Source organism: Streptomyces sp. NPDC045431, from assembly GCF_040646655.1.
Classification (GTDB): Bacteria; Actinomycetota; Actinomycetes; order Streptomycetales; family Streptomycetaceae; genus Streptomyces.
This window is the reverse complement of record NZ_JBEZAQ010000002.1, coordinates 222,546-247,221: the sequence shown is the minus strand read 5'-3', so window position 1 is coordinate 247,221 and position 24,676 is coordinate 222,546. Positions and strand designations below refer to the sequence as shown.

General features: G+C 72.4%; 17 protein-coding genes and 1 tRNA gene. 4 read left to right on the top strand and 14 right to left on the bottom strand.

Translation table 11 applies throughout. The features are described from left to right. The first annotated feature begins 1 nt into the window (after position 1). The 3 genes from eboE to AB0A69_RS05470 are packed head-to-tail and all read left to right on the top strand — an operon-like array spanning position 2 to position 3,642. On the top strand, positions 2–1,171 hold the full coding sequence (eboE, locus tag AB0A69_RS05480; RefSeq protein ID WP_361415615.1) for a metabolite traffic protein EboE: 1,170 nt from the start codon (positions 2–4) through the stop codon (positions 1,169–1,171). Beyond that, positions 1,168–2,571: a nucleotide pyrophosphatase/phosphodiesterase family protein gene (locus AB0A69_RS05475; protein ID WP_361415613.1), complete on the top strand. Its 1,404-nt coding sequence runs from the start codon at positions 1,168–1,170 to the stop codon at positions 2,569–2,571. The genes eboE and AB0A69_RS05475 overlap by 4 nt, the downstream gene beginning before the upstream one ends. Before the next feature lie 33 nt (positions 2,572–2,604). Beyond that, positions 2,605–3,642 carry a sugar phosphate isomerase/epimerase gene (locus AB0A69_RS05470; protein ID WP_361415611.1) on the top strand — a complete coding sequence of 346 codons (1,038 nt, stop codon included), beginning with the start codon at positions 2,605–2,607 and terminating at the stop codon, positions 3,640–3,642. Positions 3,643–3,676: 34 nt separating this feature from the next. On the opposite strand, the gene AB0A69_RS05465 is transcribed toward AB0A69_RS05470, so the two are convergent. Beyond that, the gene (locus AB0A69_RS05465) at positions 3,677–4,975 is read right to left on the bottom strand and encodes a DUF2254 domain-containing protein (protein ID WP_361416805.1); all 1,299 of its coding nucleotides are present in this window, start codon (positions 4,973–4,975) and stop codon (positions 3,677–3,679) included. Between the two features lie 195 nt (positions 4,976–5,170). Between AB0A69_RS05465 and AB0A69_RS05460 the strand changes: the two genes are divergently transcribed. Beyond that, positions 5,171–5,258 (top strand) — tRNA-Leu (locus AB0A69_RS05460). A gap of 112 nt (positions 5,259–5,370) precedes the next feature. Here the strand turns inward: AB0A69_RS05460 and AB0A69_RS05455 are convergent. The 13 genes from AB0A69_RS05455 to AB0A69_RS05395 all read right to left on the bottom strand — a co-directional run bounded on the left by AB0A69_RS05455 (position 5,371) and on the right by AB0A69_RS05395 (position 24,516). Continuing rightward, positions 5,371–5,610: a hypothetical protein gene (locus AB0A69_RS05455; RefSeq protein ID WP_361415609.1), complete on the bottom strand. Its 240-nt coding sequence runs from the start codon at positions 5,608–5,610 to the stop codon at positions 5,371–5,373. Between the two features lie 127 nt (positions 5,611–5,737). After that, complete coding sequence (locus tag AB0A69_RS05450; protein WP_361416802.1) at positions 5,738–8,599, bottom strand: NHLP bacteriocin export ABC transporter permease/ATPase subunit; 2,862 nt, start codon at positions 8,597–8,599, stop codon at positions 5,738–5,740. 28 nt (positions 8,600–8,627) lie between these two features. Continuing rightward, the gene (locus AB0A69_RS05445) at positions 8,628–10,856 is read right to left on the bottom strand and encodes an NHLP family bacteriocin export ABC transporter peptidase/permease/ATPase subunit (RefSeq protein ID WP_361415607.1); all 2,229 of its coding nucleotides are present in this window, start codon (positions 10,854–10,856) and stop codon (positions 8,628–8,630) included. Then, positions 10,853–11,659, bottom strand: coding sequence for an HlyD family efflux transporter periplasmic adaptor subunit (locus tag AB0A69_RS05440; protein ID WP_361415605.1), 807 nt, complete (start codon positions 11,657–11,659; stop codon positions 10,853–10,855). Before AB0A69_RS05440 ends, AB0A69_RS05445 begins: the two co-directional genes overlap by 4 nt. Positions 11,660–11,760: 101 nt before the next feature. Continuing rightward, complete coding sequence (locus AB0A69_RS05435; protein WP_361415603.1) at positions 11,761–11,982, bottom strand: type A2 lantipeptide; 222 nt, start codon at positions 11,980–11,982, stop codon at positions 11,761–11,763. Positions 11,983–12,410: 428 nt separating this feature from the next. After that, a complete protein-coding gene (locus tag AB0A69_RS05430) occupies positions 12,411–13,271 on the bottom strand; it encodes a geranyl diphosphate 2-C-methyltransferase (RefSeq protein WP_361415601.1) in 861 nt (286 codons plus the stop codon). 71 nt (positions 13,272–13,342) lie between these two features. Then, on the bottom strand, positions 13,343–14,653 hold the full coding sequence (locus AB0A69_RS05425) for a family 2 encapsulin nanocompartment cargo protein terpene cyclase (RefSeq protein WP_361415599.1): 1,311 nt from the start codon (positions 14,651–14,653) through the stop codon (positions 13,343–13,345). A 53-nt stretch (positions 14,654–14,706) separates the two neighbouring features. Then, a complete protein-coding gene (locus tag AB0A69_RS05420) occupies positions 14,707–16,137 on the bottom strand; it encodes a family 2B encapsulin nanocompartment shell protein (RefSeq protein ID WP_361415597.1) in 1,431 nt (476 codons plus the stop codon). 195 nt (positions 16,138–16,332) lie between these two features. Next, positions 16,333–16,959 carry an LUD domain-containing protein gene (locus tag AB0A69_RS05415; protein WP_361416799.1) on the bottom strand — a complete coding sequence of 209 codons (627 nt, stop codon included), beginning with the start codon at positions 16,957–16,959 and terminating at the stop codon, positions 16,333–16,335. A gap of 236 nt (positions 16,960–17,195) precedes the next feature. Next, complete coding sequence (locus tag AB0A69_RS05410; protein WP_361415595.1) at positions 17,196–18,620, bottom strand: LutB/LldF family L-lactate oxidation iron-sulfur protein; 1,425 nt, start codon at positions 18,618–18,620, stop codon at positions 17,196–17,198. Then, on the bottom strand, positions 18,617–19,327 hold the full coding sequence (locus AB0A69_RS05405) for a (Fe-S)-binding protein (RefSeq protein WP_361415593.1): 711 nt from the start codon (positions 19,325–19,327) through the stop codon (positions 18,617–18,619). Before AB0A69_RS05405 ends, AB0A69_RS05410 begins: the two co-directional genes overlap by 4 nt. Before the next feature lie 231 nt (positions 19,328–19,558). Then, positions 19,559–22,612, bottom strand: a complete 3,054-nt coding sequence (locus AB0A69_RS05400; protein WP_361415591.1) for a tetratricopeptide repeat protein — start codon at positions 22,610–22,612, stop codon at positions 19,559–19,561. After that, positions 22,609–24,516, bottom strand: coding sequence for an HSP90 family protein (locus AB0A69_RS05395; RefSeq protein ID WP_361415589.1), 1,908 nt, complete (start codon positions 24,514–24,516; stop codon positions 22,609–22,611). Before AB0A69_RS05395 ends, AB0A69_RS05400 begins: the two co-directional genes overlap by 4 nt. Positions 24,517–24,676 lie beyond the last annotated feature (160 nt).

Genomic DNA, 24,676 nt, shown 5'->3' with positions numbered 1-24,676 from the left:
CATGCGCTTCCGCCACCCGGACGGCTCCACCATCCACCTCGCCTACTGCACCAACGTCCACCCCGCCGAGACCCTCGACGGAGTCCTCGCCCAACTGCGGGACCACTGCGAACCCGTCCGCAGACGCCTTGGCCGCGACCGCCTCGGCATCGGTCTCTGGCTGGCCAAGGACGCCGCCCACGCGCTGACCGCCGACCCCGCCGCCCTCCGCGGCCTGCGCACCGAACTCGACCGGCGCGGCCTGGAGGTCGTCACCCTCAACGGCTTCCCGTACGAGGGCTTCGGCGCCCAGGAGGTCAAGTACCGCGTCTACCAACCCGACTGGACCCGGCCCGAACGCCTGGCCCACACCACCGACCTGGCCCGCCTCCTCGCGGCACTCCTCCCCGACGACGTCACCGAGGGCTCCGTCTCCACCCTGCCGATCGCCTGGCGCACCGCCTTCGACACCGCCGCCGCCGACACCGCCCGCGCCGCGCTCACCACTCTCGCCGAACGCCTGGACGCCCTCGAGGAACTCACCGGCAAATCCCTGCGCGTCGGCCTCGAACCCGAGCCCGGCTGCACCATCGAGACCACCGCCGACGCGATCGGCCCGCTCACCGGCGTATCCAGCCCCCGCATCGGCGTCTGCGTCGACACCTGCCATCTCGCCACCTCCTTCGAAGACCCGCACACCGCCCTGGACGCCCTCGTCGCGGCAGGCATCGCCATCCCCAAGGCCCAGCTCTCGGCCGCCCTGCACGCCGAGCACCCCCACCTCCCCGAAGTACGCGAGGCACTCGCGGCCTTCGCCGAGCCCCGCTTTCTCCACCAGACGCGCACCCGGACCGCCGCCGGCCTGCGCGGCACCGACGACCTCACCGAGGCGCTCGCCGCCGACGCGCTCCCCGACGGCGCCCCCTGGCGCGCCCACTTCCACGTCCCCCTGCACAGCCCGCCCGCCCCGCCGCTCACCTCCACGCTCCCCGTACTCCAAGGAGCCCTGGCCCGGCTCGTCGGAGGCCCGGTCCCGCACACCCGCCACCTGGAGGTCGAGACCTACACCTGGCAGGCCCTGCCGCCCGAGCTGCGGCCCCGCACCCGCAGCCGGCTCGCGGACGGCATCGCCGCCGAGCTGACCCTGGCCCGTGACCTCCTCACCGACCTCGGCCTCAAGGAACTCCCATGACACACCCCACCCCCCTTCTGGTCCTGGACGTCGTCGGCCTCACCCCCCAACTCCTCGACCACATGCCGCGCCTCAAGCGGCTCGCCCGCACCGGCTCCCACGCGCCCCTCGAAACCGTCCTGCCCGCCGTCACCTGCACCGCCCAGTCCACCTTCCTCACCGGAACCCTCCCCTCCGAACACGGCATCGTCGGCAACGGCTGGTACTTCCGCGAACTCGGCGACGTCCTGCTGTGGCGCCAGCACAACCGGCTCGTCTCCGGCGACAAGCTCTGGGACGCCGCACGCCGCGCCCACCCCGGCTACACCGTCGCCAACATCTGCTGGTGGTACGCCATGGGCGCGGACACCGACATCACCCTCACCCCCCGCCCCATCTACTACGCCGACGGCCGCAAGGAACCCGACTGCTACACCCGGCCACCCGCCCTGCACGACGAACTGACCGAGAAATTCGGCACCTTCCCCCTCTTCCACTTCTGGGGTCCCGGCGCCGACATCGTCTCCAGCCAGTGGATCACCGACGCCACCCGTCACATCCTCCGCACCCGCACCCCCGACCTCGCCCTCTGCTACCTCCCGCACCTCGACTACGACCTCCAGCGCTACGGCCCCGACGACCCGCGCTCCCACCAGGCCGCCACCGACCTCGACACGGTCATGGCCCCCCTCCTCGACGACGCCCGGGCCGAAGGCCGTACCGTCGTCGCCCTCTCCGAGTACGGCATCACCCGCGTGACCCGGCCCGTCGACATCAACCGCGCCCTGCGCCGCGCCGGTCTGCTGGAGGTCCACACCCAGGACGGCATGGAGTACCTCGACCCCATGGCCTCCCGGGCCTTCGCCGTCGCGGACCACCAACTCGCCCACGTCTACGTACGCCGCCCGGAGGACCTCGACGCCACCCGGGAGGCCCTCGCCGGCCTCCCCGGCCTCGACCGGCTGCTCGACGACGAAGGGAAGAAGGCCCACGGCCTCGACCACCCGCGCTCCGGCGAGCTCGTCGCCATCGCCGAACCCGACGCCTGGTTCACGTACTACTACTGGCTCGACGACACCCGCGCCCCCGACTTCGCCCGGCTCGTCGACATCCACCGCAAACCCGGCTACGACCCCGCCGAGCTGTTCATGGACCCCCTCGACCCGTACGTACGGCTCAAGGCCGCGACGGCGATCGCCCGCAAGAAGCTGGGCATGCGCTACCGCCTGGCGGTCGTGCCCCTCGACCCCTCACCTATTCGCGGCAGCCACGGCCGCCTCCCCACGAGCGACGACGGTGACGACGGTGACGACGGGGACAACGGTCCACTCATCATCTGCTCCACCCCCCGAGCCCTGCCCGGCCGCGTCGCGGCCACCGATGTGAAGTCCCTGCTGCTTCAACTCGCTGGTCTGCACTGAAGCACACACCACTGACAACGAGGAGTTATCCACATGCCCCGCACGACCAGCAGCACCGATCCCGAGCTCGCCCACCGCCTCAGCAGACGCGGCATGCTCGGCGTCACCGCCGGCGCCACCGCCGCCGCCCTCCTCGGCCCCACCACCGCCACCGCGTCGGCCGCGGAAGCCACCGGCCGCGGCCACGGCCGGCCCGTCCTTCCGCCCGGCCGCCTCGGCATCCAGCTCTACTCACTGCGCGACAAGGTCTCCACCCTCGGCTTCGGCCCCGTCTTCGAAGAGCTCCGGCGCCACGGTTACGACGAGGTCGAGTACGCCGGCTACTCCCAGGGCTCCGCCGGCCCCCTCACCCTCGCCGAGCTCAGGCGCCTCACCCGCGACCATGGCCTGCGCGCCATCGGCAGCCACGTCGGCTACTACTCCTCCGACCCCACGGCGTACACCTTCGCGCAGAACCTCACCAAGGTCCTCGACGACGCCCAGGCCCTCGGCCTGAAGCACATCGGCACCGCCTCCGGCCCCTGGCGCTACGGCGCCACCGTCGACGGCTGGAAGCGCTGCGCCGAGGAGTTCAACCACTACGGCGCCGAGGCGAGGAAGCGCGGCATGAAGTTCTACCAGCACAACCACGCCGAGGAGTTCTCCTTCGCCACCGACCGGCCCGACGTACGCCTCTACGACGTCCTGCTCGCCGAAACCGACCCCGACCTCGTCTACCTCGAGATGGACATCTACTGGGCGTACGCCGGCCGCTTCCGCTTCGGCAAGCGCGCCGACGGCACTCCCGCCCCCTTCGACCCGCTGGACTACGTGCTCCGGCACCCCGACCGCTACCCGCTCTTCCACGTCAAGGACGGCGAACGCGACGACACCGCCCGCGACGGCTACCGGATGGTGGACGTCGGGGACGGGGACATCGACTACCGGCGCTTCATCTCGGCCGTCACCCGCACTCCCGGCGGCCGCCGCGACCACCACTGGCAGGCGGAACACGACAACCCGGTCGAGTCCTTCACCTTCGCCCGCAAGGCCAGCGCGCACCTCCACTCACTGCGCGAGAAGGACTGCTAGGCGAGAGGACCCGCGTGCCCGGCGCCATCCCGGGCTATCCGATGCCCTGCCGGTCGGGCTCCAGCGCGAACACCCGGTCGGCGGGCTGCGCCACCGTACGCGCCACCGCCTCTTCCAGAAGCGCGCGGTGGCGCAGCAGCGGCTCCCGTCGCCCCTCCGGTACGAGCAGCAGCAGATCGTCGAGACCGGCCAGCATCCGCCGCGTGACCTGAGGGCTGCCCGCCGCGCAGGCCCTCAGCTCCGCGAAGCCGAGATCGACCATGTCCTCCCAGTCCGGCACGGCCTGGATCAGCCGCACCGCCCCGCGGCGGTCACGGTGCACCACGGCCCCCAGCGGCCGCACCGCGACGACCGCCAGGAACTGCACGATCCGGTCGAGGCACTGCACCGCGGTCGTGGGATCGTTCACCGCCGCCGACATCGCCCGCAGCGCGATGTCCACCAGCTGCCGCAGCCCGAACGCCACGTCCTGGTGGAAGGTCCGGTCCACCCCCACCGACACCGCCGACCGCAAGATCCCCGCGTCCGGCGGCCGCCCGCCGTGCACCCCCAGCATCGGCGTACCCGGTACCACGTGGTCCCCGATCCGCGGGATCAGCCGCAGCACCGCGTCCTGCCGCCGCGCGGCCCGCACCAGCCGTGCCACGTCCACATCCCGCAGCACCCCGGCCCGCCCCCGGTGCGCCACCCGGCCGGTCTCGGGCGGCAGCGCCACCCCTTCCGTCCCCCCGGCCGGCTGCCTGTCCAGCAGCCGCAGCGCCTCCCGGGTGATCCGGTCGACGACCGGTCCGACCTGCATCATCCGCAGGGTGGTCGTCACGTACGCGATGAAGAGCAGCAGACTGAGCCCCACCAGCATCAGCGTGACCACCGACTGCACCAGCGGCACCGTCGTGACCCGTTCCGGCGCCGCCTCGCTCTCGTACGAGGTCATCACCAGCAGCGAGAAAAGGAACGTCGACAGGAACACCGTCAGCGTCAGCTTGCTGATCCGGCTCCGTACGAAGATCCGCACCACCCGGGGCGTGAGCTGCCCGGCGGCCATTTGCACCGCCACCAGGGAAATGCTGAAGACGACGCCGATGAAGGTCAGCATCGCCTGGCTGACCGTCGTGACGATCGTCTTCGCGTCCTCGGCGATCGCCGTGAGGTCACCGATCTCGTCGTACGCCCGCCGCTCACGCAGCAGGTCGACGATCGCGGCGTCGGCCGTCGCGGCCGCCGCCCAGAGCACGAACGCGCACACCAGCCCCGCGGTCGGCGCGAACCAGAAGGTGTCCCGCAGATGCTCCCTCAGCGGTGACAGCACGCGGGGCCTGCGGTGTTCCGGCACAAAGCTCACGCCCCGCACGCTATCCGCACGCTCCGTGCACCCGTGGCGACGCGGTGTGTGTGTCGCCGCGACGACCCCGCCGACGAGCCGCCCCACCCGCCTGACCACGGGATATGCGGGTGAAGGGCACCTCAAACCCCTGGTAGAGTTATCCATGTCGCCGCGGGGAACGCCCCGCGAAACGGCAGACACCTTGTCCGGGTGGCGGAATGGCAGACGCGCTAGCTTGAGGTGCTAGTGCCCTTTATCGGGCGTGGGGGTTCAAGTCCCCCCTCGGACACCAGCTGGGACCCCTGATGCGATCAGGGGTCTTCCGCTTTTCCCGGACGTTTCCCGGAGCCGCCAGACGCGAGGCGGTGCCTCGCCCCTGGCGGCTTCCTGCAGCGGGGGCGGACTTACCACCGGGCGCCGAGGAACTCGCCCTTCTTGAAGCCGCCGCTGGTGATGGTGTCACCGCTGTCGTGCTCCAGGTGGTGGAACTTTCCCTTGCTCCACTCGCCGGACCAGAAGCCGGCCTGGCAGCTGGTGTCGCAGGCCTCCTTGTCCTCCTTGTCGCCGTACGCGGCGGCGGGGACGGTACCGAGTGCCGTGGCGGCGGCCACGAGGGCCGCGCAGACGAGGGCCTTCTTGAGCATCTGTTCCTCCGGATCGCAGGGAGCTCCGCCCGGTGGGTCCGAGCGGGATTCGGAGACAGGGGTTCCCCTCGACCTTCACTTCCGTGCGCGAGGCGGGCCGAAGCCCACCCTTTCGAGGGCGGACCGGTCAGCTCATCTGACGGTATACCAATTCACGCAAATGGCCCCCGGGTGTCGCCAGCAGCGCGGCCGGCGAGCCCTGTTCCACGACGCGGCCGGCCGACATGACGATCACCCGGTCGGCGTCCATGACCGTGGACAGCCGGTGGGCGATCACCAGGCGCGTGGCGTTCAGGCGGCGCGTGGAGTCGATGACGATGCGCTGTGTCTCGTTGTCGAGGGCGCTGGTCGCCTCGTCGAAGAAGAGGATCCTCGGGCGGCGGATCAGCGCCTGGGCGATCATCAGCCGCTGGCGCTGACCGCCCGAGATGGCGCCGCCGCCCGCGATCATCGTGTGCAGGCCCATCGGCATGCGCTTGATGTCCTCGGCGAGGCCCGCCATCTCGGCGGCCGCCCAGACCTCCTCCTGCGAGAAGGTGTCCGCGCCGCAGATGCAGTCCATGATCGAGCCGGTGAGCGGCTGCGCGTTCTGCAGGACGACCCCGCACTGGCGGCGCACCGCCGCCTGGTCCAGCGCGGCCAGGTCCTGGCCGTCGTACAGGACGCTGCCGGAGGCCGGCCGGTCGAAGCCGATGAGCAGGCGCAGCAGGGTCGACTTGCCGCAGCCGCTCGGGCCGACGACGGCCACGAACTCGCCCGGGCGGATGTCGAGCGACACGTCGTCCAGGACGAGCGGCGCGTCGTCCGCGTACCGGAAGGAGACGTTGCGGGCCTCGATGGCGCCCGACAGGATGCCCGGCTGGGCCGTGGAGCCGCGCACCTCCGGGGCCTCGTCCAGCACCGGCTTGATCTGTTCGAACATCGGCAGCGCGGCCGCCGCCGAGACCAGCGCCCCGGTCAGCTGCGTCACCGACGTCAGCAGCATCGTCACGGACGTACTGAACGTCAGGAACGCGCCCGCCGACATCGAGCCCCGCGCCGGGCCCGCCAGCAGCATGAACATGATGAGCGAGCAGAGCGGCAGGTACACCGCGTCCAGGACGGTGGTGATGTTCTTGATCCGGCCCGCCCGCTGCTGCAGCTCGCGCGAGCGGGCGAACTCCCGCGCCCACGCCGCGTACGCGAAGCTCTCCGCCGCCGCCACCCGCAGCTTCGGCAGCCCACGCAGCGTCTGGAAGGCCTGGTTGTTCAGCTTGTTGCCGAGCTCCACCAGCCGCCGCTGCCAGCGCACCTGCCACAGCCCGAGCCCCAGGAAGACCGCCCCGATGACCAGCAGCATGGCGACCGCCGCCAGCGCCAGCGGCACGCTGTAGCAGAACAGCAGCACCAGGTTCATGGCGCCGATCGTGGTCGCCTGGAGCGCCACCGGCCCCACGCCGGTCATCACCCGGCGGATCGCGCTGATGCCCAGGGCGGCGCTCGCCAGCTCACCCGTGGAGCGCTCGGTGAAGAACCGCGTCGGCAGCCGCAGCAGCCTGTCCCACACGGCCGGCTGCAGCACGCTCTCGACGCGGCCCTCCATCCGCAGCAGCGTCAGGTTCTGCAGCAGCATGAACGCCGCGGACACCACGCTGGTGACCATGATCGCCAGCGACACCTGCACGATCAGGCTCTTCTCGGCGGCCGGGACGTACGAGCCGAGCACCTTGCCCGTCGCGATCGGCACCAGCGCCCCCAGACACACGGTCACCAGACCGGCGAGGGCCAGGTTGCGTACGTCGCCGACGGTGCCGCGCATGCTGAACCGCAGCAGCCCCCAGGGCGACAGCGGCCGGTCGGGCAGCGGGCGGTAGAACATCACGGCACGCGGCTCCAGCTCGGCCGCCTTCTCCGCGCCCAGCCGGATCCGCAGGCCGGACGCCGGGTTCACGGCCTCGTACCGGCCGCGCCGCCACAGCAGCGCCACAGGCGCCCCCGACTTGGCCCAGTGGCCGACGAGCGGCCCGGAGTCCGTGCGCCACCAGTCCCCGTCGAGCCGGACCGCGCGCGTACGGACCCGGGACGCGACCGCGATGCGCTCGACCGGGCCCATCCGCTCGTCGGCCGTACCGTCGCTCCGCACCGCCTCGGCCAGCGTGATCCCCGCCGCCCGTGCGACCCGGCGGCACACGGCGTACGTGGCGTCGTCGCTCGCGCCGCCCCCCGCGCCGGACTTCCGCCCGGCGCGGTCCGTGCCGCCGATGGACGCCAGCAGCGCCTGGTCCGCCCGCGCGCGGACGGCCTCACCCGCGCGGATGCCGGCCGCGGCGCGGTCCTCGTGCGCCCGCTCCAGCTGCTCGATCCAGCGGTCCACGGCCGACAGCAGCCGGTACTGCTGGTTGACCATCCGCTGCCACAGGCCGCCGTCCACCAGCAGATCGCCCGCCGCGTCCGCGCCGTACGCGGCCCCGTACTGGACGCTGCCCGGGGGCACCGGCATCCAGAGCATGTCGTCGTCGGCGACCGCCTCCCCCTCCTCGGCGGCCGGCCGCCCGTCCAGTGGGGCCTCGAACAGCACGCCCAGACTTCGGGCGGTACCGAGCGCGAAGGCCTGCTCCAGGGGGGTCTGTTCAGCGTACGAATCACCGTACGAACCCTGCGGCCCGTACGCATGCGCACCGTACGGGTCGTACGGGTCGTACGGGTCGTACGCGCCGCCGCCGTACAGCTCCCGCAGCGCGATCCGGCGCAGCGCGCAGTCCTGGGTGGGGCGGCCGACCAGCGTGTGCTGCGGGCCCTCGACCGGGCCGAGGAGCAGGCTGCCGGCCTCCAGCCGGCCCAGGAAGTGCCAGTTGCCCTGCTGCGCCGCGTCGACCGCGAAGAGGTCCAGGCCGCCGCCGACGACCAGCCACAGCACGTACGGACCCTCCAGGTGCACACTGCGCACCCCGGCGCAGTCGACGGGCGTGCCGAGGCCGCCGAGGGCGTGGGTGACCGGGTCGGCCCCCATGACGGAGGGGACAGGGTGAAGGGACACGTCAGCGCTCCCGTACCAGCTCGGCGTACGCGCCACCGGCGGCGATCAGATCCTCGTGGCGGCCGCGTTCGACGACCGTGCCGTGGTCCAGCACCACGATCTCGTCGCTGTCGCGCACGGTGGACAGCCGGTGGGCGATGACGACGCACGCACAGCCGCGCCGCCGCAGATTGTCGATGATGACCTCTTCGGTGCGCGCGTCCAGGGCGCTCGTCACCTCGTCGAGGACGAGGATCGACGGCCGTCGCACCAGCGCCCGGGCGATCTCCAGCCGCTGCCGCTGACCGCCCGAGAAGTTGCGCCCGTCCTGTTCGACGCGGCTGTGGATGCCCTCCGGCCGCCGCGCGATGACGTCGTCGTACAGGGCGGCGTCGCGCAGCGCGGCGACGACGGCCTCGTCCGGTATGGAGGGGTCCCACAGGGCGACGTTGTCGCGGACAGTGCCCTCGAAGAGGAAGACGTCCTGGTCGACGAAGGAGACGGAGGCGGCCAGCGCGCTGCGCGGGATGTCCTCCAGGCGCTGTCCGTCGATGCGGATGGTGCCCTCCCACGGGGCGTACAGGCCGGAGATCAGCCGGGAGACGGTGGACTTGCCACTGCCGGAGCCGCCGACGAGCGCCACCTGCTGCCCGGGGCCGACGGTCAGCGAGAAACCGGTCAGGAGCGGCTTGTCGAGCGGGCTGTAACCGAAGGTGATGTTCTCCAGCTCCACCAGCCCCTTGAGGCGCCGGGTGCTCGTGTCCGCCTCCACGCGCGCGTAGAGGGTGTCCGCGGGGAAGTTCTCGACGTCCTTGAGCCGGGCCACGTCGGCCGCGAAGTCCTGGATGCGGCCCGCCACTCCGTTGAGCCGGGTGAGGGGCGCGGTGAAGCGCGTGACCAGCGCCTGGAAGGCGACCAGCAGGCCGATGGAGATATGGCCCTCCACCGCACGCAGGCCGCCGATCCACAGGATCAGGGCGCTGTTGAGCGTCGCGAGGGTGGGCGCGACCACCGCGAGGACCGCGCTCGGCACGCCGAGCCGCTGCTGCACCTCCAGGGTGGTGGCGTGCTGCCCGGCCCAGCGGCGGAAGTAGCCGTTCTCGCCACCGGTGGCCTTCATGGTCTCGATCAACTGGAGGCCGGTGTACGAGGTGTTCGTCAGCCGGGCGTTGTCGGCGCGCAGCTTCTGGGTGTGGGTCGCGCGCAACCGGATCACTATCCGCATCGCCACCACATTGAGGAGGGCGATCCCCACGCCCACGACCGTCAGTTGCGGGTCGTACGTCCACAGCAGCAGCGCGTACAGGATCACCACGATGCCGTCCACGCCGGCGGCGGCGAGGTCACGCGCGAGCGTCTCGGCCACCGCGTCGTTGGACTGGAGCCGTTGCACCAGGTCGGCAGGGCTGCGCTGAGCGAAGAAGGTCACCGGCAACCGCATCAGGTGCCGGAGGAAGCGGGCGCTGCTGAGGGTGGAGGAGATGATCCGCCCACGTAGCAGGTTCGCCTGCTGCAGCCCGGTCAGCACGGCCGTGAGCGCCACCATCGCGGCCATCGACGCGAACAGCGGTGTGAGCACCGAGCTCTGCCCGCCGATCAGGAACATGTCGATGTACGTACGGCTCAGCGCGGGCACCGCCGCCCCGACCGCCACCAGCAGCAGGCTGGCCAGGAGCGCGGCCAGCAGGGTGCCGGTCGTGCCGCGCAGCCGCGCGGGCATGGCGCGCAACACCCCCGGCTTGCGCCCGCCCCGCCGGAAGGACGCACCCGGCTCCATGACCAGGGCCACCCCGGTGAAACTGGTGTCGAACTCCTCCGTCGACACGAAACGGCGGCCCTTGTCCGGGTCGTTGATGTGGACGCCCCGGCGCCCGAACAGGCCGAACCGGCGCCCCATGCCGTCGTAGACGACGTAGTGGTTGAACTCCCAGAAGAGGATGGCCGGCGCCCGCACCTCCGCGAGCGCGGCCGGCTCCATCTGCATGCCCTTGGCCTGCAGTCCGTAGCTGCGGGCCGCCTTCAGGACGTTGCTGGCCCGCGAGCCGTCGCGGGAGACGCCGCACGCGATGCGCAGCTCCTCCAGCGGCACATGCCGCCCGTGGTGCGCGAGCACCATGGCGAGGCAGGCGGCGCCGCATTCCACGGCCTCCATCTGCAGGACGGTGGGCGTGCGGACGGCCTTGGCCTTCGGGCCCCTGCCCGCCTTGGGCGCCGGCTGGGCGCGGCGCCGTCCGCCGGTCGCGGCGCTCACGGCAGGAGCCAATCGATCGGGTGCTGCTCGGCGAGATGGACCGAGCCGGTGGCCAGGGCCATGGAGTCGAGGGGGTACGAGGGCCCGTCCGACGTCGACCACGCGTACCCGGTCTTCGTCGAGGAGGACGGCTCCAACCGGACCAGGACCATGACCGGCGGGCCCTGTCGGGAGAACTCCTCACCGAGCTGGCCGCTGCCGAGGAAGGCGGTGATGCGCTGGCGGGTCTGCGCCGTCCGTCCGACCGCCTTCACCCGTCCGCGCAGCACGCCGTACTGCTGCGCCGGTACGGACTGGACGGTGAGGTCCACGGAGGCGCCCACGGGCACGGCGGCGCCGCGGTCGGCGGGGACGTACAACACGGCCATCAGCGGGTCGTCCTCCTCGCCGGCCCGCTCCACGGCCGCGACATCGGCGCCCGTGGTGACCACCGAGCCGATCGTGGCGACGAGAGCCGTCAGCCGGCCGGCGGCGATGGCGCGGACGACGGTGGTGCCTTCCGGGGTGCGCACCTCGACCAGCGGGGCGTCGGCGGCGACGTACTCGCCCTCCTTGGCGCGCACGTCCACGACCTGGCCGGAGACGGGGCTCTGCAGGATGTAACTGCCCTGTGCGTGGGTGAGGATCCCGGGCGCGGAGAGGGTGGAGGAGACGGAACCGGTCACGGCCCAGACGGAGGCGGCGATCATGGCGAGCACGGTGACGGTGAGGACGAGCAGTCCCTGCGGGCGCGCGAAACGCACCGGCAGGTCTATTTCCTCCGGTGATTGCAGCTTGGAAAGGGCCTTTTGGCGGAACTGCACGTAACTCTTCCCTCGACTGCACATGTCCGTTTAGGGAGTGAAACAAGGAAAAGCGGGGTGAGCCCCGGAACAGGAGAGTTCCGGGGCTCACTCAGGCCGTCTCAGAGGCCGGCGACGAAGCCGGTGAGGGCCGAGGAGTTGAGGCCGGCGAAGGACTCGACGGCACCGACGGCGGAGGTGGCGACACCGGAGACCGGGGCGATGGAGTCGACCGTCGCGGTCACGTTGGCCACGGCGCTGCCGGCCACGGCGGAGTGCAGACCACCCGACACGTTGTCGAGGTCGGCGTCGGAGATTTCCTGGGTCTGGATCTGGGGGTTCATGCGGAGGTTCCCTTCACACGGATAACTCGAAAGCACTGCGGGAGATCGGCACTTTGTGCGGAGGCCCGCAGTGCGATGGATCAAAGCACGGGGGTGCGCCGCTCAGCCAATCGGCCGGACGGCGTTCCGGGCGATGTCCCGCCGATGAATTACCACCGTGTGCAGGGGTGTTCATGAATTGGTGCCGGGTTCTTCACAGGCCCCTCCGTTCCTGGTCGTCGGCGCGCACGGGCCGAGTGATACGGAATTGGACATTCCGGCATCAACGCGCCGAGCCGACGATGCGTCAGCCGAGCGCCGATGGGAGAAGGTGTGACGCCTGTACATTCGGTGTGCAGATTCGCTGGCATCGCGCCATAACGGACGCGAAGAAGCCCCCCGCGGCCCGGGCGACGGCCCGGGCCCCACAGGGGGCTGGTGCGGACCGGTCAGACCCGGTCGGCGGCGATGAGGAGGTAGTGGAAGCTGCCCTCCTTGTACGCGGTGAGGAACGGCTCCTCGATGCCGGTGGCCAGCGACGACTTGGCGCGCAGCTCCCAGTACGGGATGGTCTGCGGCGTCAGGTCGACGACGTTGATCGGCACCAGGTTGTTGGCCGCCAGGGCCTTGAAGTAGGCGCTGCGCGGGTGGATGTTGCAGGTGTAGTGCTCGTCGATGCGGCTGACGGCCTTGGAGCGGCCACCGGTCACGTCGTTGGAGCAGCCGGTGATGCAGACGTAGCGGCCGCCGAACTCCAGGACCCGCGACACCTCGGCGTACAGCTCGAACAGGTCGACGTACATGGTGGTTTCGTTGGTCCACGCGCCCCGGCGCGAGGCCGTCTCGAAGCGGGTGTCGAGCATGTTCCGGAAGTGGAACCTCACCCGGTCCGAGACGCCGCGCTCCTCGGCCTGCGTGTTGGCGAAGCCGACCTGGTACTCGGAGATCGACACACCGTCGACCCGACAGCCGAAGCGCTGGTTGGCCATGAGGCTGGTGCCGCCGCGCCCCGAGCCGCAGTCGAGCAGCATGTCGTCGGCCGTGACGGGGCCCAGGTGGTCCAGCAGGACGTCGGCCTGGGCGGTCTCCAGCCGGTGGAGTTCGCGGGTGATGCGGTCCTGGCGCGTCTCCTCCGGCCCCTCCAGTACGGAGGGGTCGTACTCGCCGAGCCCGTAGTGGTGGTGGTAGAGGCCGTCGACCTCACCGAGGCGCAGGTTGACCGGGTCCTGCTGGTTGGTGTTCCAGTACGCGGCGACGGACTTCTGGTACTCCGTGCGCAGCACCTCTGCGGGGGAGGCGGTCGTGGTCATGCCGGATGGCTCCTTGCGATGTGTGTGGGGGGAGGGGACGAAGAGGAGGGGAGGGGTGAGCGGATACGACGTCAGGCCGCTTCGGCGACGTTGTAGCGGGCGCTGCCCGCGTGCCATTCGCGGTTGCCGCCCACCCAGGCCCACGTACCGGCCAGAAAGCGGCGCAGTTCGGGGGAGCCGGTGACGGAGAGGGCGGCCGCCTCGGCCTCGAAGGTGTGCATCAGCTCGTCGTGGATCTCGACGCTGCGCTCCACCGCGACCTCCATGGAACACTGCTCCTCGGCCACGATCAGCATCGGCAGGCTGAAGTCCGTGGGGTCTTCCTTGCCCATCGAGTACAGGTCGTTCATGAGGACCGTCGCCGTGCCGGCCAGGTTGAACGTCCGGCGCACCCGGGGGTCGGAGAACTCGGCCATCGGCACCTCGTAGCCCGCGACGGCGTCCACCAGCACCATGCACGGGATGAAGCTGTTCTCGTGACGGTGCATCAGGTACTCCCAGACCGGCGGCCGCTGCCCCTTCGTGTGCCACACGCCTTCCTGGCCGTACGCGACGAACATGATGGCCAGCTCGTGGCGGAGGCGGCGCACCTGGGTCGTGGTGGCGTGGTCGTGCAGGTTGGTGAGGGCGGAGCGCAGCGCCATCGCCACCGGGTCCGCGCGCACCACCTGCTCCAGCTCCGGCGCGTACCGCAGCGGGAGCTGGGCCTGGTCGATCACCGAGTGGGCGATGGCGAGCCGTCGGCCCAGCAGGTCGTGCCGGGCCTCCTCCGCCTCCCCGTCCACGTAGTGGTCGTCGACGGCCCACTCGGCCAGCGCGCACTTCGCCGCCGCCAGCAGCCGGTCGGGGTCGTCCGACTCGGGGTGCGCCAGCATCATCAGCCGTCCGAAGTCGGCCGAGCGGACCTTGTCGAGCTGACCGGGGTAGATCCCGATCTCCGCGGCCCAGTCGACCAGCCGTTCGTTGACCGCCTCGCCGAGGGCGGGGTCGTCACGGAGGGCGGGCGGGCAGTACAGCGTGGGATGCGACCCGGTGGAGGGGGCGGAGGCGGTCTGCCCGTCGGGCGTGGCGGTCCCGTGGGGCGCGGTGGTCCTGGTGGGCGTGGTGGGCGTGGTGGGGGTGGCGGTTCCGGTGGGCGCGGTGGTCCCGCCGGGTGCGGTGCGCCCGGTAGGGGCCGGGGAGCCCTTCGCCGCCCCGCCCGCCGGCCCCAGGGACCACAGCCGGGCGGCGGCGGAGCCCAGCCCCGTCGGACCGGTGGGCAGCCGCGGCGCCGGTGGCGCCGACAGCTTCGCGGGCCCCGAGGGCCCGTTCAGCACGGCGCTCACCAGGCCCGCGAGCTCATGGACGGCCGCAGGCGCGGACATCCGGGACAGCAGTGACATCGGCCCGGCCCTCCTTCACCTTCCGGTTCGGTCGCAGGCGGCGGCGCAGGCGGCTACGCACGCGGACGGACCTCGATGTTCTCGAGGATGCCGATGGCGTCGGGGACGAGGATCGCGGCCGAATAGTAGGTGCTGACCAGGTACGAGATGATCGCCTTCTCGTCGATCCCCATGAACCGGACGTTGAGGCCCGGCTCGTACTCGTCCGGCAGCCCCGTCTGATAGAGGCCGATGACACCCTCGTTGTCCTCGCCCGTACGCATCGCGATCATCGAGGACGTCTGGTGCTCGGTGATCGGGATCTTGCCGCAGGGCAGGATGGGGACGCCGCGCCACGCGGGGATGTGGTGACCGCCGATGTCCACGCTGCCGGGGTTCACGCCCCGCTTGGTGCACTCCTTGCCGAACGCGGCGATCGCGCGCGGATGGGCGAAGATGTACTGCGTGCCGCGCCGCATGCTGATCAGGTCGTCCAGGTCGTCCGGGGTCGGCGGACCGGCGGGGCTCTGGATGCGCTGGTTGTAGTCCGTGTTGTGCAGCAGCCCGAAGTCCGGGTTGTTGACCAGCTCGTGCTCCTGGCGCTCGCGCAGCGCCTGGATCGTCAGCTTGAGCTGCTGCTCGGTCTGGTTCATCGGCTTGTTGTAGAGGTCGGCGACCCGGCTGTGCACCTTCAGGATCGTCTGCGCGACGCTCAGCTCGTACTCGCGCGGCTCGAGTTCGTAGTCCACGAAGGTGGTCGGCAGCGGCGGCTCACCCTCGTGGCCCGAGAGGAAGCTGATCTCCACCTCGCCGTACTTGTTCGTCGGCCGGTGCCCGTTGGAGGTGAGCCCCTGGACGTGGTCGCGCAGCGTCTCGTACTGCGACGCCACCGTCTTGTACGCAGACTGAGGGAGCGTCAGCACGGTGGTCGTGGTGAGGGCGCGGACCGAGAACTCCCACTTGGCGTCGGCGGCGCCCGCCAGTACCCGGCCGCCGAAGGAGTCGCCGTCGGCGAGCATGCCGAGACGCGTCTCGGAGTCGTCGTACTTGCCCTTGCCGACCTTCTCCACCTTGCCGTGCGCGATCAGGAAGACCGTGTCCAGCTTGCGGCCCGCCTCGACGAGGACCTGGCCCGGCTCGTACGTCTTCTGGACGAACTTGTCCGCCAGCGCCGCGAGGGCGGTCGGGTCGTTGAACCCGCGCAGCAGCGGCAGTTCACACAGCTCGGCCGGGACGACCTGCACCTTGGAGCCGGTCTGGACGAAGGTGACGCGGCCGTCCCCGACCGAGTACGACAGGCGGCGGTTGACCCGGTAGGCGCCACCGGGGACGTGCACCCACGGCAGTTTGCGCAGCAGCCAGCGCGAGCTGATCTCCTGCATCTGCGGTTCGGACTTGGTGGTCGTGGCGAGATTCCGCGCGGCCCGCGTGCTGAGGCTGAGCTGGACGCTCTCCTGGGTGAGGATCTGCGGCGGCTCGGGAGCGGGACGTGTCTCGACGGCCATGGAGGGCTTCCCTTTCGTATGGTGATCCGCCTGGCTGCTCATGGCGGGCACCGACCCGACTCCACCAGGCGTCATCACGCGTAGTGAATATGTGTGACGCATAGTGGGCCTGGATTGAGGTGCGCGTGCGCGTGTCGCGCCGCAGCGCGCGCCCTGCGCGTACGCCCCCCACGCGCGCCTGCGCGCGCCCCCTCTCTACCGGTCGCCGACCACCAGGACGACGTGGAGGGTGCGCGGGCCGTGGACGCCCTCGACCCGGTCGAGCTCGATGTCGCTCGTCGCGGACGGCCCGGACACCCAGGTCAGTGGACGCCCCGGCACCAGGCGCGGCAGCGCCTCCGGGAGCGACGCGACGACCTGGCCCGGCGCGCGCACGACGCACACGTGCAGGTCCGGCACCAGCGTCAGGGCCCGGCGGCCCTGGCCTTCGGTGCCGTCCAGGACGAGGGTGCCGGTCTCGGCGATCGCCAGGGCGCAACCGGTGACGACGGCGTCGGTCGCGTCGAGCTGCCGGGGTGTCAGCGGTGCGGCGCGGGTGTCGTGGCGCTGCTCTGCGCCGGCTCCGGCGAGCCAGGCGGCCGGCAGCCCGGGCGGCACGGCGAGCGACCGTACGCCGTGTTCGGCGAGCAGGCCGGCGATGACCTCCGGGAGCCGCTCCTCGGTCGTACGGTGCACATGGGCGCGGTAGTCGGCGAGGTTGTGGTGGAGGAGGTCGAGGAGCGCGGCCGGGTCGTCGGACGGGGCGTGCGCGGTGAGGTAGTCGCGGGCCGGCTCCGGCGCTTCGGGCGCGTCGGCGACGGCCGCGCGGATACGGGCGAGGATCCGCTCGCGGGAGCCGCTGCGGGGCGTGGGTGGGGGCGCGGGAGCGGGATCGGTGCCGTCGCGAGGTCCGCAGCCGTCGCGGTGTCCGGTGCCGTGGCGAGGGCCGGTGCCACCGCGGAGTTCGGCGCTCGTGTGGGGCTCGTGGCCATGCCGTGGTCCGGCGCTCGTGCGGGGGTCGTCGCCGTGCCGAGGTCCGGCGCTCGTGCGGGGCTCGTCGCCCTTACGGGGTTCGGCGTTCATGCCTGGTTCTTCCTCCACCACTCGCGGAACGATTGCTCGGGCATCTCCGGCAGTTCCCGGCCCTCCGTCCACGGCCCCGCGCCCGGCAGCCGCGACGGATGCGCGCGGCGGGTCGCGGAGGCGAGGCGCTCACCGGCGGCGAGGGCGGTGGGGTGGTCGAGCAGCCAGGTCGCCGCCCGGACGGCGGCCTTCTCCAGCCGGTGCCCCCTGCCGCCCTGCTCGGCGACGCGCCCGCGCAGGTGCACCAGCACCTCGGGAATGTCGATGGCCACCGGACACACCTCGTAACACGCCCCGCACAGCGACGACGCGTACGGCAGCGAGGCGTCGATCCCGCTGGCCGTGCCACGGAGTTGGGGCGTGAGGATGGCGCCGATCGGGCCGGGGTAGACGGAGCCGTACGCGTGGCCGCCGGCCCGCTCGTACACGGGGCACACGTTCAGGCAGGCCGAACAGCGGATGCAGCGCAGCGCCTGTCGCCCGACCTCGTCGGCGAGCGCGGCGGTGCGGCCGTTGTCGAGCAGGACGAGGTGGAACGTCCGGGGCCCGTCCCCGTCGCTCGTGCCGGTCCACATGCTGGTGTACGGGTTCATGCGCTCGGCCGTCGACGAACGCGGCAGCGTCTGCAGGAACACCTCCAGGTCCCGCCAGGTCGGCACCACCTTCTCGATCCCGACGACCGAGATCAGGGTCTCGGGCAGGGTCAGGCACATCCGCCCGTTGCCCTCGGACTCGACCACCACCAGCGTGCCCGTCTCGGCGACCATGAAGTTCGCGCCGGAGATACCCACTGTGGCGCGCAGGAACTTCTCGCGAAGGTGAAGGCGGGCGGCCTCGGCCAGTTCGGCGGGTGTGTCGGTCAGGCCGTCGGGCGCGGGCCGCCCCCAGGCGCCCATCCGTTCACGGAAGATGTCACGGATCTCGCCGCGGTTGCGGTGGATCGCGGGGACCAGAATGTGCGAGGGCCGGTCGTCGCCCAACTGCACGATCAGCTCGGCGAGATCCGTCTCGTACGCCGCGATGCCCTCCGCCTCCAGGGCTTCGTTGAGGCCGATCTCCTGCGTGGCCATGGACTTGACCTTCACGACCTCGCGCTCGCCGGTGGCCTTCACCAGCTCGGTGACGATCCGGTTCGCCTCGTCGGCGTCCGCCGCCCAGTGGACCGTGCCGCCCGCCGCCGTGACCGCCTCCTCCAATTGGAGCAGATACGTGTCCAGATGACGCAGCGTACGGTCCTTGATCTGCTTGCCCGCCTCCCGCAGCTGCTCCCAGTCCGCCAACTCCGCGACCGCCCGGGCCCGCTTGTCGCGGATCGTGTGCGTCGCGTGCCGCAGGTTCGCCCGCAGCCGTTCGTCGCGTACGGCCGTGGCCGCCGCCTGGGGAAACGCCGGCATCCCGACGAACGTCGTCGTTCCGCTCACCGCAGCGGCTCCTCTTCCGTGCTCGCCAGGATCTCGGCGATGTGCACCGCCCGCATCCGCTCACCCTCCCGCCGCAGGATCCCGTCGATGTGCATCAGACACGAGTTGTCCGCGCCGCACAGCACCGCCGCGCCCGTCCCGGTCGCGTGGCGCACCTTGTCGCGGCCCATCGCCAACGACACCGCGGCGTTCTTCACCGCGAACGTCCCGCCGAACCCGCAGCACTCCTCCGCGCCCGGCAGCTCCACCAGCTCGAGGCCCTTCACCGCCTCCAGCAGCCGGCGCGGCCGGTCCCCGAGCCCCAGCATCCGCAGGCCGTGACAGGAAGGGTGGTACGTGACGGTGTGCGGGAAGTACGCGCCCACGTCCGTCACACCCAGCACGTCGACCAGGAACTCGGTCAGTTCGTACATCCGGGGCCCCAGCTCCGGCGCGCCCAGCTTCGGGTAGTTGTCCCGCACCATCGCCGCGCACGAACCCGACGGCGTCACGACGTACTCGTACCCCTCGAACGCCCGCACCGTCCGGCGCACCAGCGGCAGCGTCTCGCTTCGGTAGCCGGTGTTGTACTGCGGCTGGCCGCAGCACGTCTGCTCCGCCGGGAAGTCCACCTCGACCCCCAGGCGCCGCAGCAGCCTCACCACGGCGATGCCGGTGGCGGGGTACACCGCGTCATTGACGCAGGTCACGAACAGCGCGACGCGCATCCTGGCTCCTCTCTCCCTCTCGACAGGGGGCATCCGGGCGTCGGCCCCGTCCCCTGCCCGTGTCGCCGCGCCGCGCGGAGTGTAGTGGCGTGGCGGCCACGCCGTGGCGACCGGGTGCCGCATGTCCGTCCGGTGGTCCGTCCGGCACTTCGGCCGGCATTCCGGCCGGCGGACGCACGGCCCGGGCCGCGATGGCCCGGACCGAGTCGCCCGACCCCCGTCGTGTCCGGGTCAGGCCCTGCCGCCGATCTGTTCGAGCGTGTGCTCCAGTTGCGGCAGGCAGCCGCGGGACTCCTCCGTGTCCAGAGCGCCGAACTCGTCGATCAGCGACCGCAGTCGTGCGGTGGCCGCGTCCGTACGGCCCAGGCCCTGCTCTGCCCACGCCGCCTGGACGGCGCACCGCGCCCGCTCGTCCAGCGCGCCGGCGCCGAGCGCGGCGAACGCCGCCTCCGCCCGCTCCAGCAGGAGCACCGCCTCGCGCCGGGCCTCGGCGGCCGCGGCAGTGTCCTGCCGTGCCTCGCCGACGTCCTCTCCGTCCGCCGTGTCCTCCGCTTCCTCCCCGTCCTCCGCGTACAGCTCGTCCAGGATCAGCTCGGCCGTCTGCGCCCAGGTACGCGCACGCTCCACCAGCAGCTCGGCCCCCTCGCCCTCGACCGCCGTGAGCGCCCTCGCCATCAGCTCCTTGGCGGCGGCCGGGTCGCCGCCGCGCATCTCCAGCCAGGCGAGCGAACGCAGCGCGCGGGCGAGGGAGACCGGATCGCCCACGCTCTCCCACAGCTCGACGGCCCGCTGGTACGCCGCGACCGCCTCGTCACGCAGGCCCGCGCCCGAGAGGCACTCGGCGGCGAGCGTCGCCAGCTGGGCGTGCGCCCCTGGGTGCTCCCAGCCCTTGGCCACCTCGGCGGCGAGAAGGTACTGCTCCGCCGCGGCCCGCCGGTCGCCCAGTGCGCGCAGGTTCCGCGCGAGCGTGTCGCGGGCGCGCACGGCCTGCTCGTCGCCGTGCTCCAGCAGGTCCGGCAGCGCGGACTCCAGCACCTCGGCCGCCTCGGCGGAGCGCCCCGTCTCGCCGAGGGCCTGGGCGAGGACGAGCCGGGCGTACGCGCCCGCTCCCGCGGAGTCGCCCGCCGCGTCGAACCAGTGGGCGGCCTCGAGGGCGTACTGCGCGGCCTCGGCCTCCTCGCCGTCCCGCTGGTACAGCACCTCCGCCAGCGTCAGCCGTACCGCGCCGAGTTCGTGCGGGTCCACGAGCTCCGCGCCGTGTGTCACCGCGGCGCGCGCCGCCTCCTCGGCGTCGTCGAGGCGGCCGAGCCGCATCAGCAGCCGGGCCCGCCGCGACAGCGGCTCCGCGGCGTTCCAGGGGTGGCACGAGGCGATGACGCGCCGCGCGGCCAGGGCGAGCAGCTCGTCCGCCGTGTCCGCGTCGCCCGACCGCCAGGCCAGGTCGGCGCGGATCCTGTCCGCCTCGGCGAGCAGATCGTCCACACCATTGCCGTCGCCGCCCGTGTCCCGCCCGAACTGCTCGGTGAACACGGCCAGATCGGCTTCGAGGCGTGCGTCGCCGTGGTCCTCCTCGTCGTGGCGCAGCGCCGCGTCGATCTTTATCTTCAGCAGGGCGGCCGTCGCGATCCGGCGTGTCCTGGTGGGGTCGGCCGGGTCCAGGGCCTGGGCCGAGGCGGCGGCCGCCGCCGTCAGGTCGCGGATCTCCTCCGGCTCCGCGCCCGCTCCCACCGCCGCGGTGGCCACACGCATTTCGGCGAGCGCGGCACGGCTCGGCTCACCGGCGGCGCGGTAGGCGGCGGCGGTCCGCTCGAAGAGCTCCCGCGCGCTCTCGTCGCCCGCGCGCCCGGCGCGGATGGCCCGGTGGTCCAGCAGGTCGGCCGCGAGCAGCGGATCGGCGGTCTCGCCCCCCTCCGCAGCCTCGCCCGCCTGCGCAGCCTCGCCCCCCTCCGTGGTCTCGCCCGCCTGCGAGGCCAGGGCTTCCACCCGGTCCCAGGCGGCCGTCGCCCGGGGGTGGCCCTGGGCGCGCAGCTCCCGGGCTTCGGCGACTGCCTCGGCGAGCAGTTGGGCCGGGGAGGCCGAGGCCCCGGGGGCCGCCGCCTGGTCACCGCCACGGGGAACCGGCACCACCGGTGCCGGGGTGGGCGGGCCCGGGAGCCGGGCGGCCCGTACGCCCAGGGGCAGACCCGCCAGCAGCGGCTCGCGCTCCAGCCGGTGCTTCAGCCGCCCGGACACGACGTCGCTGCCGTTGCGCTCGTCGAAGCGGGCCGCGATCCCGGTGGCCTCGGCGGTCAGCAGCTCGTGCAGCTCCCGCACCGTGCGCTGCCGCCCCGCGTACGCGACCGCGGGCTGCTCGCCGACGCCGAGCTCCAGCAGCCGGCGCGTCAGGACCAGGACCCCGGTGAGCAGCTCCAGCCGGGCCCACGGGTTGCCTTCGGACGCGAGGTGCGCGGCGTGCTCCGAGAGGATCTCCAGGCCCCGGCCCTCGTTGCCGGTCAGCGCGCAGAACTCGATGTGCAGGCCGATCGAGGGCAGCAGGCTCTCGTTGCCCCGGGCCATGCGGTAGCCGCGCAGGTGGTGGGCGCGAGCGTCGTCCAGCCGGCCCGTCCGCACCAGCGGGAGCAGCGACTTGGCCAGCACCCGGTGCGGCTCCTCCATGCACCCGGCGCTGCCGTCGAGGACCGGCGCCCACGTGCGCAGGGCTTCGTCGTCCTGTCCCTGGCTCAGCCGGTAGTGGCCCTGGCCGCCCAGCTCGCAGGCGTGGCAGTTGGCCATCCGGTCGCGCTCCGCCACCGTCCACGCGGCGAACGCGCGCGCCGCCCGCTCGGTGTCGCCGGTCTCCTCGGCCAGCTCGAACTCGGCCTGCCGCACGGCGCGCTCGCTGTATCCGGCCATCCGGTAGCGGCGCTCCATCTCGCCGAGCCACTGCTCCATGGTGGCGAGCGGGATCTCCGGCAACGTCAGCATCCCGGAGCTGACCCACTTGAACATCCAGTGGAAGGTGTGGGTGTCAGCCCCGTCGAACGCGGACGGGTCACGGTCCCACTCCTGCATGAGGCGCGCGAACGGCACCAGCATCTTGCCGCGCTCGGTGCTGTACTCGTACGCCCTGATGAGCCCGAAGAGCGCCTGCCGGAGCAGGTCCCGGTCCCCGGTGGCCTCGGCCGCCGTGACCAGCTCCTCCGCCCGCGCGTTGCGCAGCAGCCCGTTGGGCGCGGACTCGTTCTCCCACAGGGCCCGGCGGATGTCCTCGGGGCCGGGCCGGCCCGCGTGTTCGGCGGTGGTCACTTGTCGTCCTCCCGGGTGGTGCCCTCGGCGGGGGTGGTGGTGGGGTGCGTCGCCCATTCCAGGAGCCCGAGGAAGGCCCGGTTGAGCAGTGAGGTGTCGGCGGGGCGCAGCGGGCGCTGTGCCATCAGCAGGGCCTGCCCGTACAGCGACTCGACCGCCGTACCGGCCAGCTCGGGGTCGCTGATCGCCGCGACGCGCCGCACCAGGGGGTTGTTGTGGTTGAGCACCAGCCGGGCGCGGGGCGCCGAGCCGCGCAGGGCACCGAGGATGTCGCTCCACAGGCTGTCGGCGCCCTCCTCGGCCGCCGCGCGGTCCCGCTCGTGGCGGGCCTCCCGGTCGTCGAGGTACAGCGCCGGCACGGTGACGGGCTGGAAGGCGCGCAGCGCCACATCGCAGCCCAGGGCGTCGAGCCGGGTCCGGGCGGTGGCGAGGAACGCGGCCAGGGCCAGCTCCTGCTGCGGTTCGACGGGGTCGAGGTGGGCCGTGACGGCGCCCGCGTCGAGCTCGCTGACGGTGACACCCTCCCTGACCTGAGGCAGCAGGGCGATAAGGTCCGCGTCGTAGGTGTACCCGCCGTTGACGACGCCGAGGCCGTGCGCGGCGGCGATGGGGGAGACCTGCCGGAACTCCTCCACCGTGCGCGTGAAGTGGACCTGCGGATGGGCCCGTACGAACTCGTCGAGGGTGACCCGGCCGTCGCTGGTCTCGAACGGCAGCCACGGCAGCATCAGCGCGAACAGCTCGGCGTCGTGCCGCGCCATCGACTTCACGCCCAGGTGGTGCACGGTGAGGAACGCCGCCAGCCGGTCGGGGTCCCCGGCCGCGAGCTCGGCGAGCCACTCGCGGATGCGGACGCCGAGCGCCTCGCGCACGGCGGCGAGGGTCTCGTCGTCGTACAGGTTCTCCCGGGAGGCCGTCGGGCGCAGGGTGTCGGTGTCCAGGACGACGCGGACGAAGAACGCCCAGTCGGGCAGGAGGTTGTCCGCCCGGTCGGTGAGCAGCATGCCCTTCAGGTAGACCCGGTGCGCCGCCCGGTGGGCGGGGCTGGTGGCGGAGGGCAGGACGTAGGCGACACCGCGTACGCCCGCGACCGGCAGGTCCAGGTCGATGGAGTCCAGCGGCGTGAACCCGAAGACCCGCGCGCAGTGCCCGGCGAGCGCGACGCGCCGCGCGGTGGGCGTCGGGTACGGCCGGTCCCACACGGCGGGCCGCTCCGTCAGCGGTCGGTCGGCGGCGTCCGGCCCCGTGAAGGTGACCTCGTGCGGCAGCAGCGAGCCGAAGTCCCTCGCCAGTTCGGCCACGCGCCCCGGCTCGGTCCACTCCTCGGCCCCGGGGCGCGGCTCCAGCCGCACGGTGGTGCCCGGCTCCGGACGCGCCTCGTGGGGCAGCGTCCGTACCGTGTACGACCCGTCGTCGCTCGCCAGCCACTCCACCGGCGGCTCGTCGGGCTTGCGGGCGGAGCGCGACACCACGCGTATCCGCTGGGCGACGACGAAGCAGGCGAGCAGTCCGATGCCGAACTGCCCCAGGAACTCCTGCCGTGCGCTGTCCAGCGCGTCGCGCTTGGAGCTGCGGCCGATGGTGGCGAGGAGGGTGTGCACCTCCTCGGAGGTCAGACCGATGCCGGTGTCCTCCATGACGACGGCGTCGCCGGTGGCCGTCAGCCGGATGCCGGCGGGCGCGGCCGGGTCGTGGGCGAGGCGGGCGGTGACCGCGTCCACGGCGTTCTGCAGCAGCTCGCGGACGTACACGCGCGGGCTGGAGTAGAGGTGGTGCGACAGCAGATCGACGAGGCCGCGCAGGTCCACCTGGAAGGTGTTGACCGACGGCTCGGAGGACACAGGGGTCTCGGAAACCACCAAGGGCTCGGAAGGCTCGGAAGGCTCGGACGGGCGAAGGTTCATGGGCACAAGGGAGCACCCTCACGGCCCCGGACGGTGGCCGCGGGTGCGGGTCGGGCGATCGCGGGGTCCCCCCCTCACGAATCGCGATGGACCCGGCCCTGGCCCCGGCACCGTACGCGGGCATGCGCGCACGCCACCGAGGAGGACTCGGAATTGCTGA

Coding starts and splice junctions, on each gene's coding strand:
- AB0A69_RS05455 (WP_361415609.1), bottom strand. CDS start 5,610: ATGCTCAAGAAGGCCCTCGTCTGCGCGGCCCTCGTGGCCGCCGCCACG.
- AB0A69_RS05395 (WP_361415589.1), bottom strand. CDS start 24,516: ATGAACCTTCGCCCGTCCGAGCCTTCCGAGCCTTCCGAGCCCTTGGTG.
- AB0A69_RS05475 (WP_361415613.1), top strand. CDS start 1,168: ATGACACACCCCACCCCCCTTCTGGTCCTGGACGTCGTCGGCCTCACC.
- AB0A69_RS05470 (WP_361415611.1), top strand. CDS start 2,605: ATGCCCCGCACGACCAGCAGCACCGATCCCGAGCTCGCCCACCGCCTC.
- AB0A69_RS05425 (WP_361415599.1), bottom strand. CDS start 14,653: ATGTCACTGCTGTCCCGGATGTCCGCGCCTGCGGCCGTCCATGAGCTC.
- AB0A69_RS05405 (WP_361415593.1), bottom strand. CDS start 19,327: ATGCGCGTCGCGCTGTTCGTGACCTGCGTCAATGACGCGGTGTACCCC.
- AB0A69_RS05420 (WP_361415597.1), bottom strand. CDS start 16,137: ATGGCCGTCGAGACACGTCCCGCTCCCGAGCCGCCGCAGATCCTCACC.
- AB0A69_RS05450 (WP_361416802.1), bottom strand. CDS start 8,599: ATGGGGGCCGACCCGGTCACCCACGCCCTCGGCGGCCTCGGCACGCCC.
- AB0A69_RS05430 (WP_361415601.1), bottom strand. CDS start 13,271: ATGACCACGACCGCCTCCCCCGCAGAGGTGCTGCGCACGGAGTACCAG.
- eboE (WP_361415615.1), top strand. CDS start 2: ATGCGCTTCCGCCACCCGGACGGCTCCACCATCCACCTCGCCTACTGC.
- AB0A69_RS05435 (WP_361415603.1), bottom strand. CDS start 11,982: ATGAACCCCCAGATCCAGACCCAGGAAATCTCCGACGCCGACCTCGAC.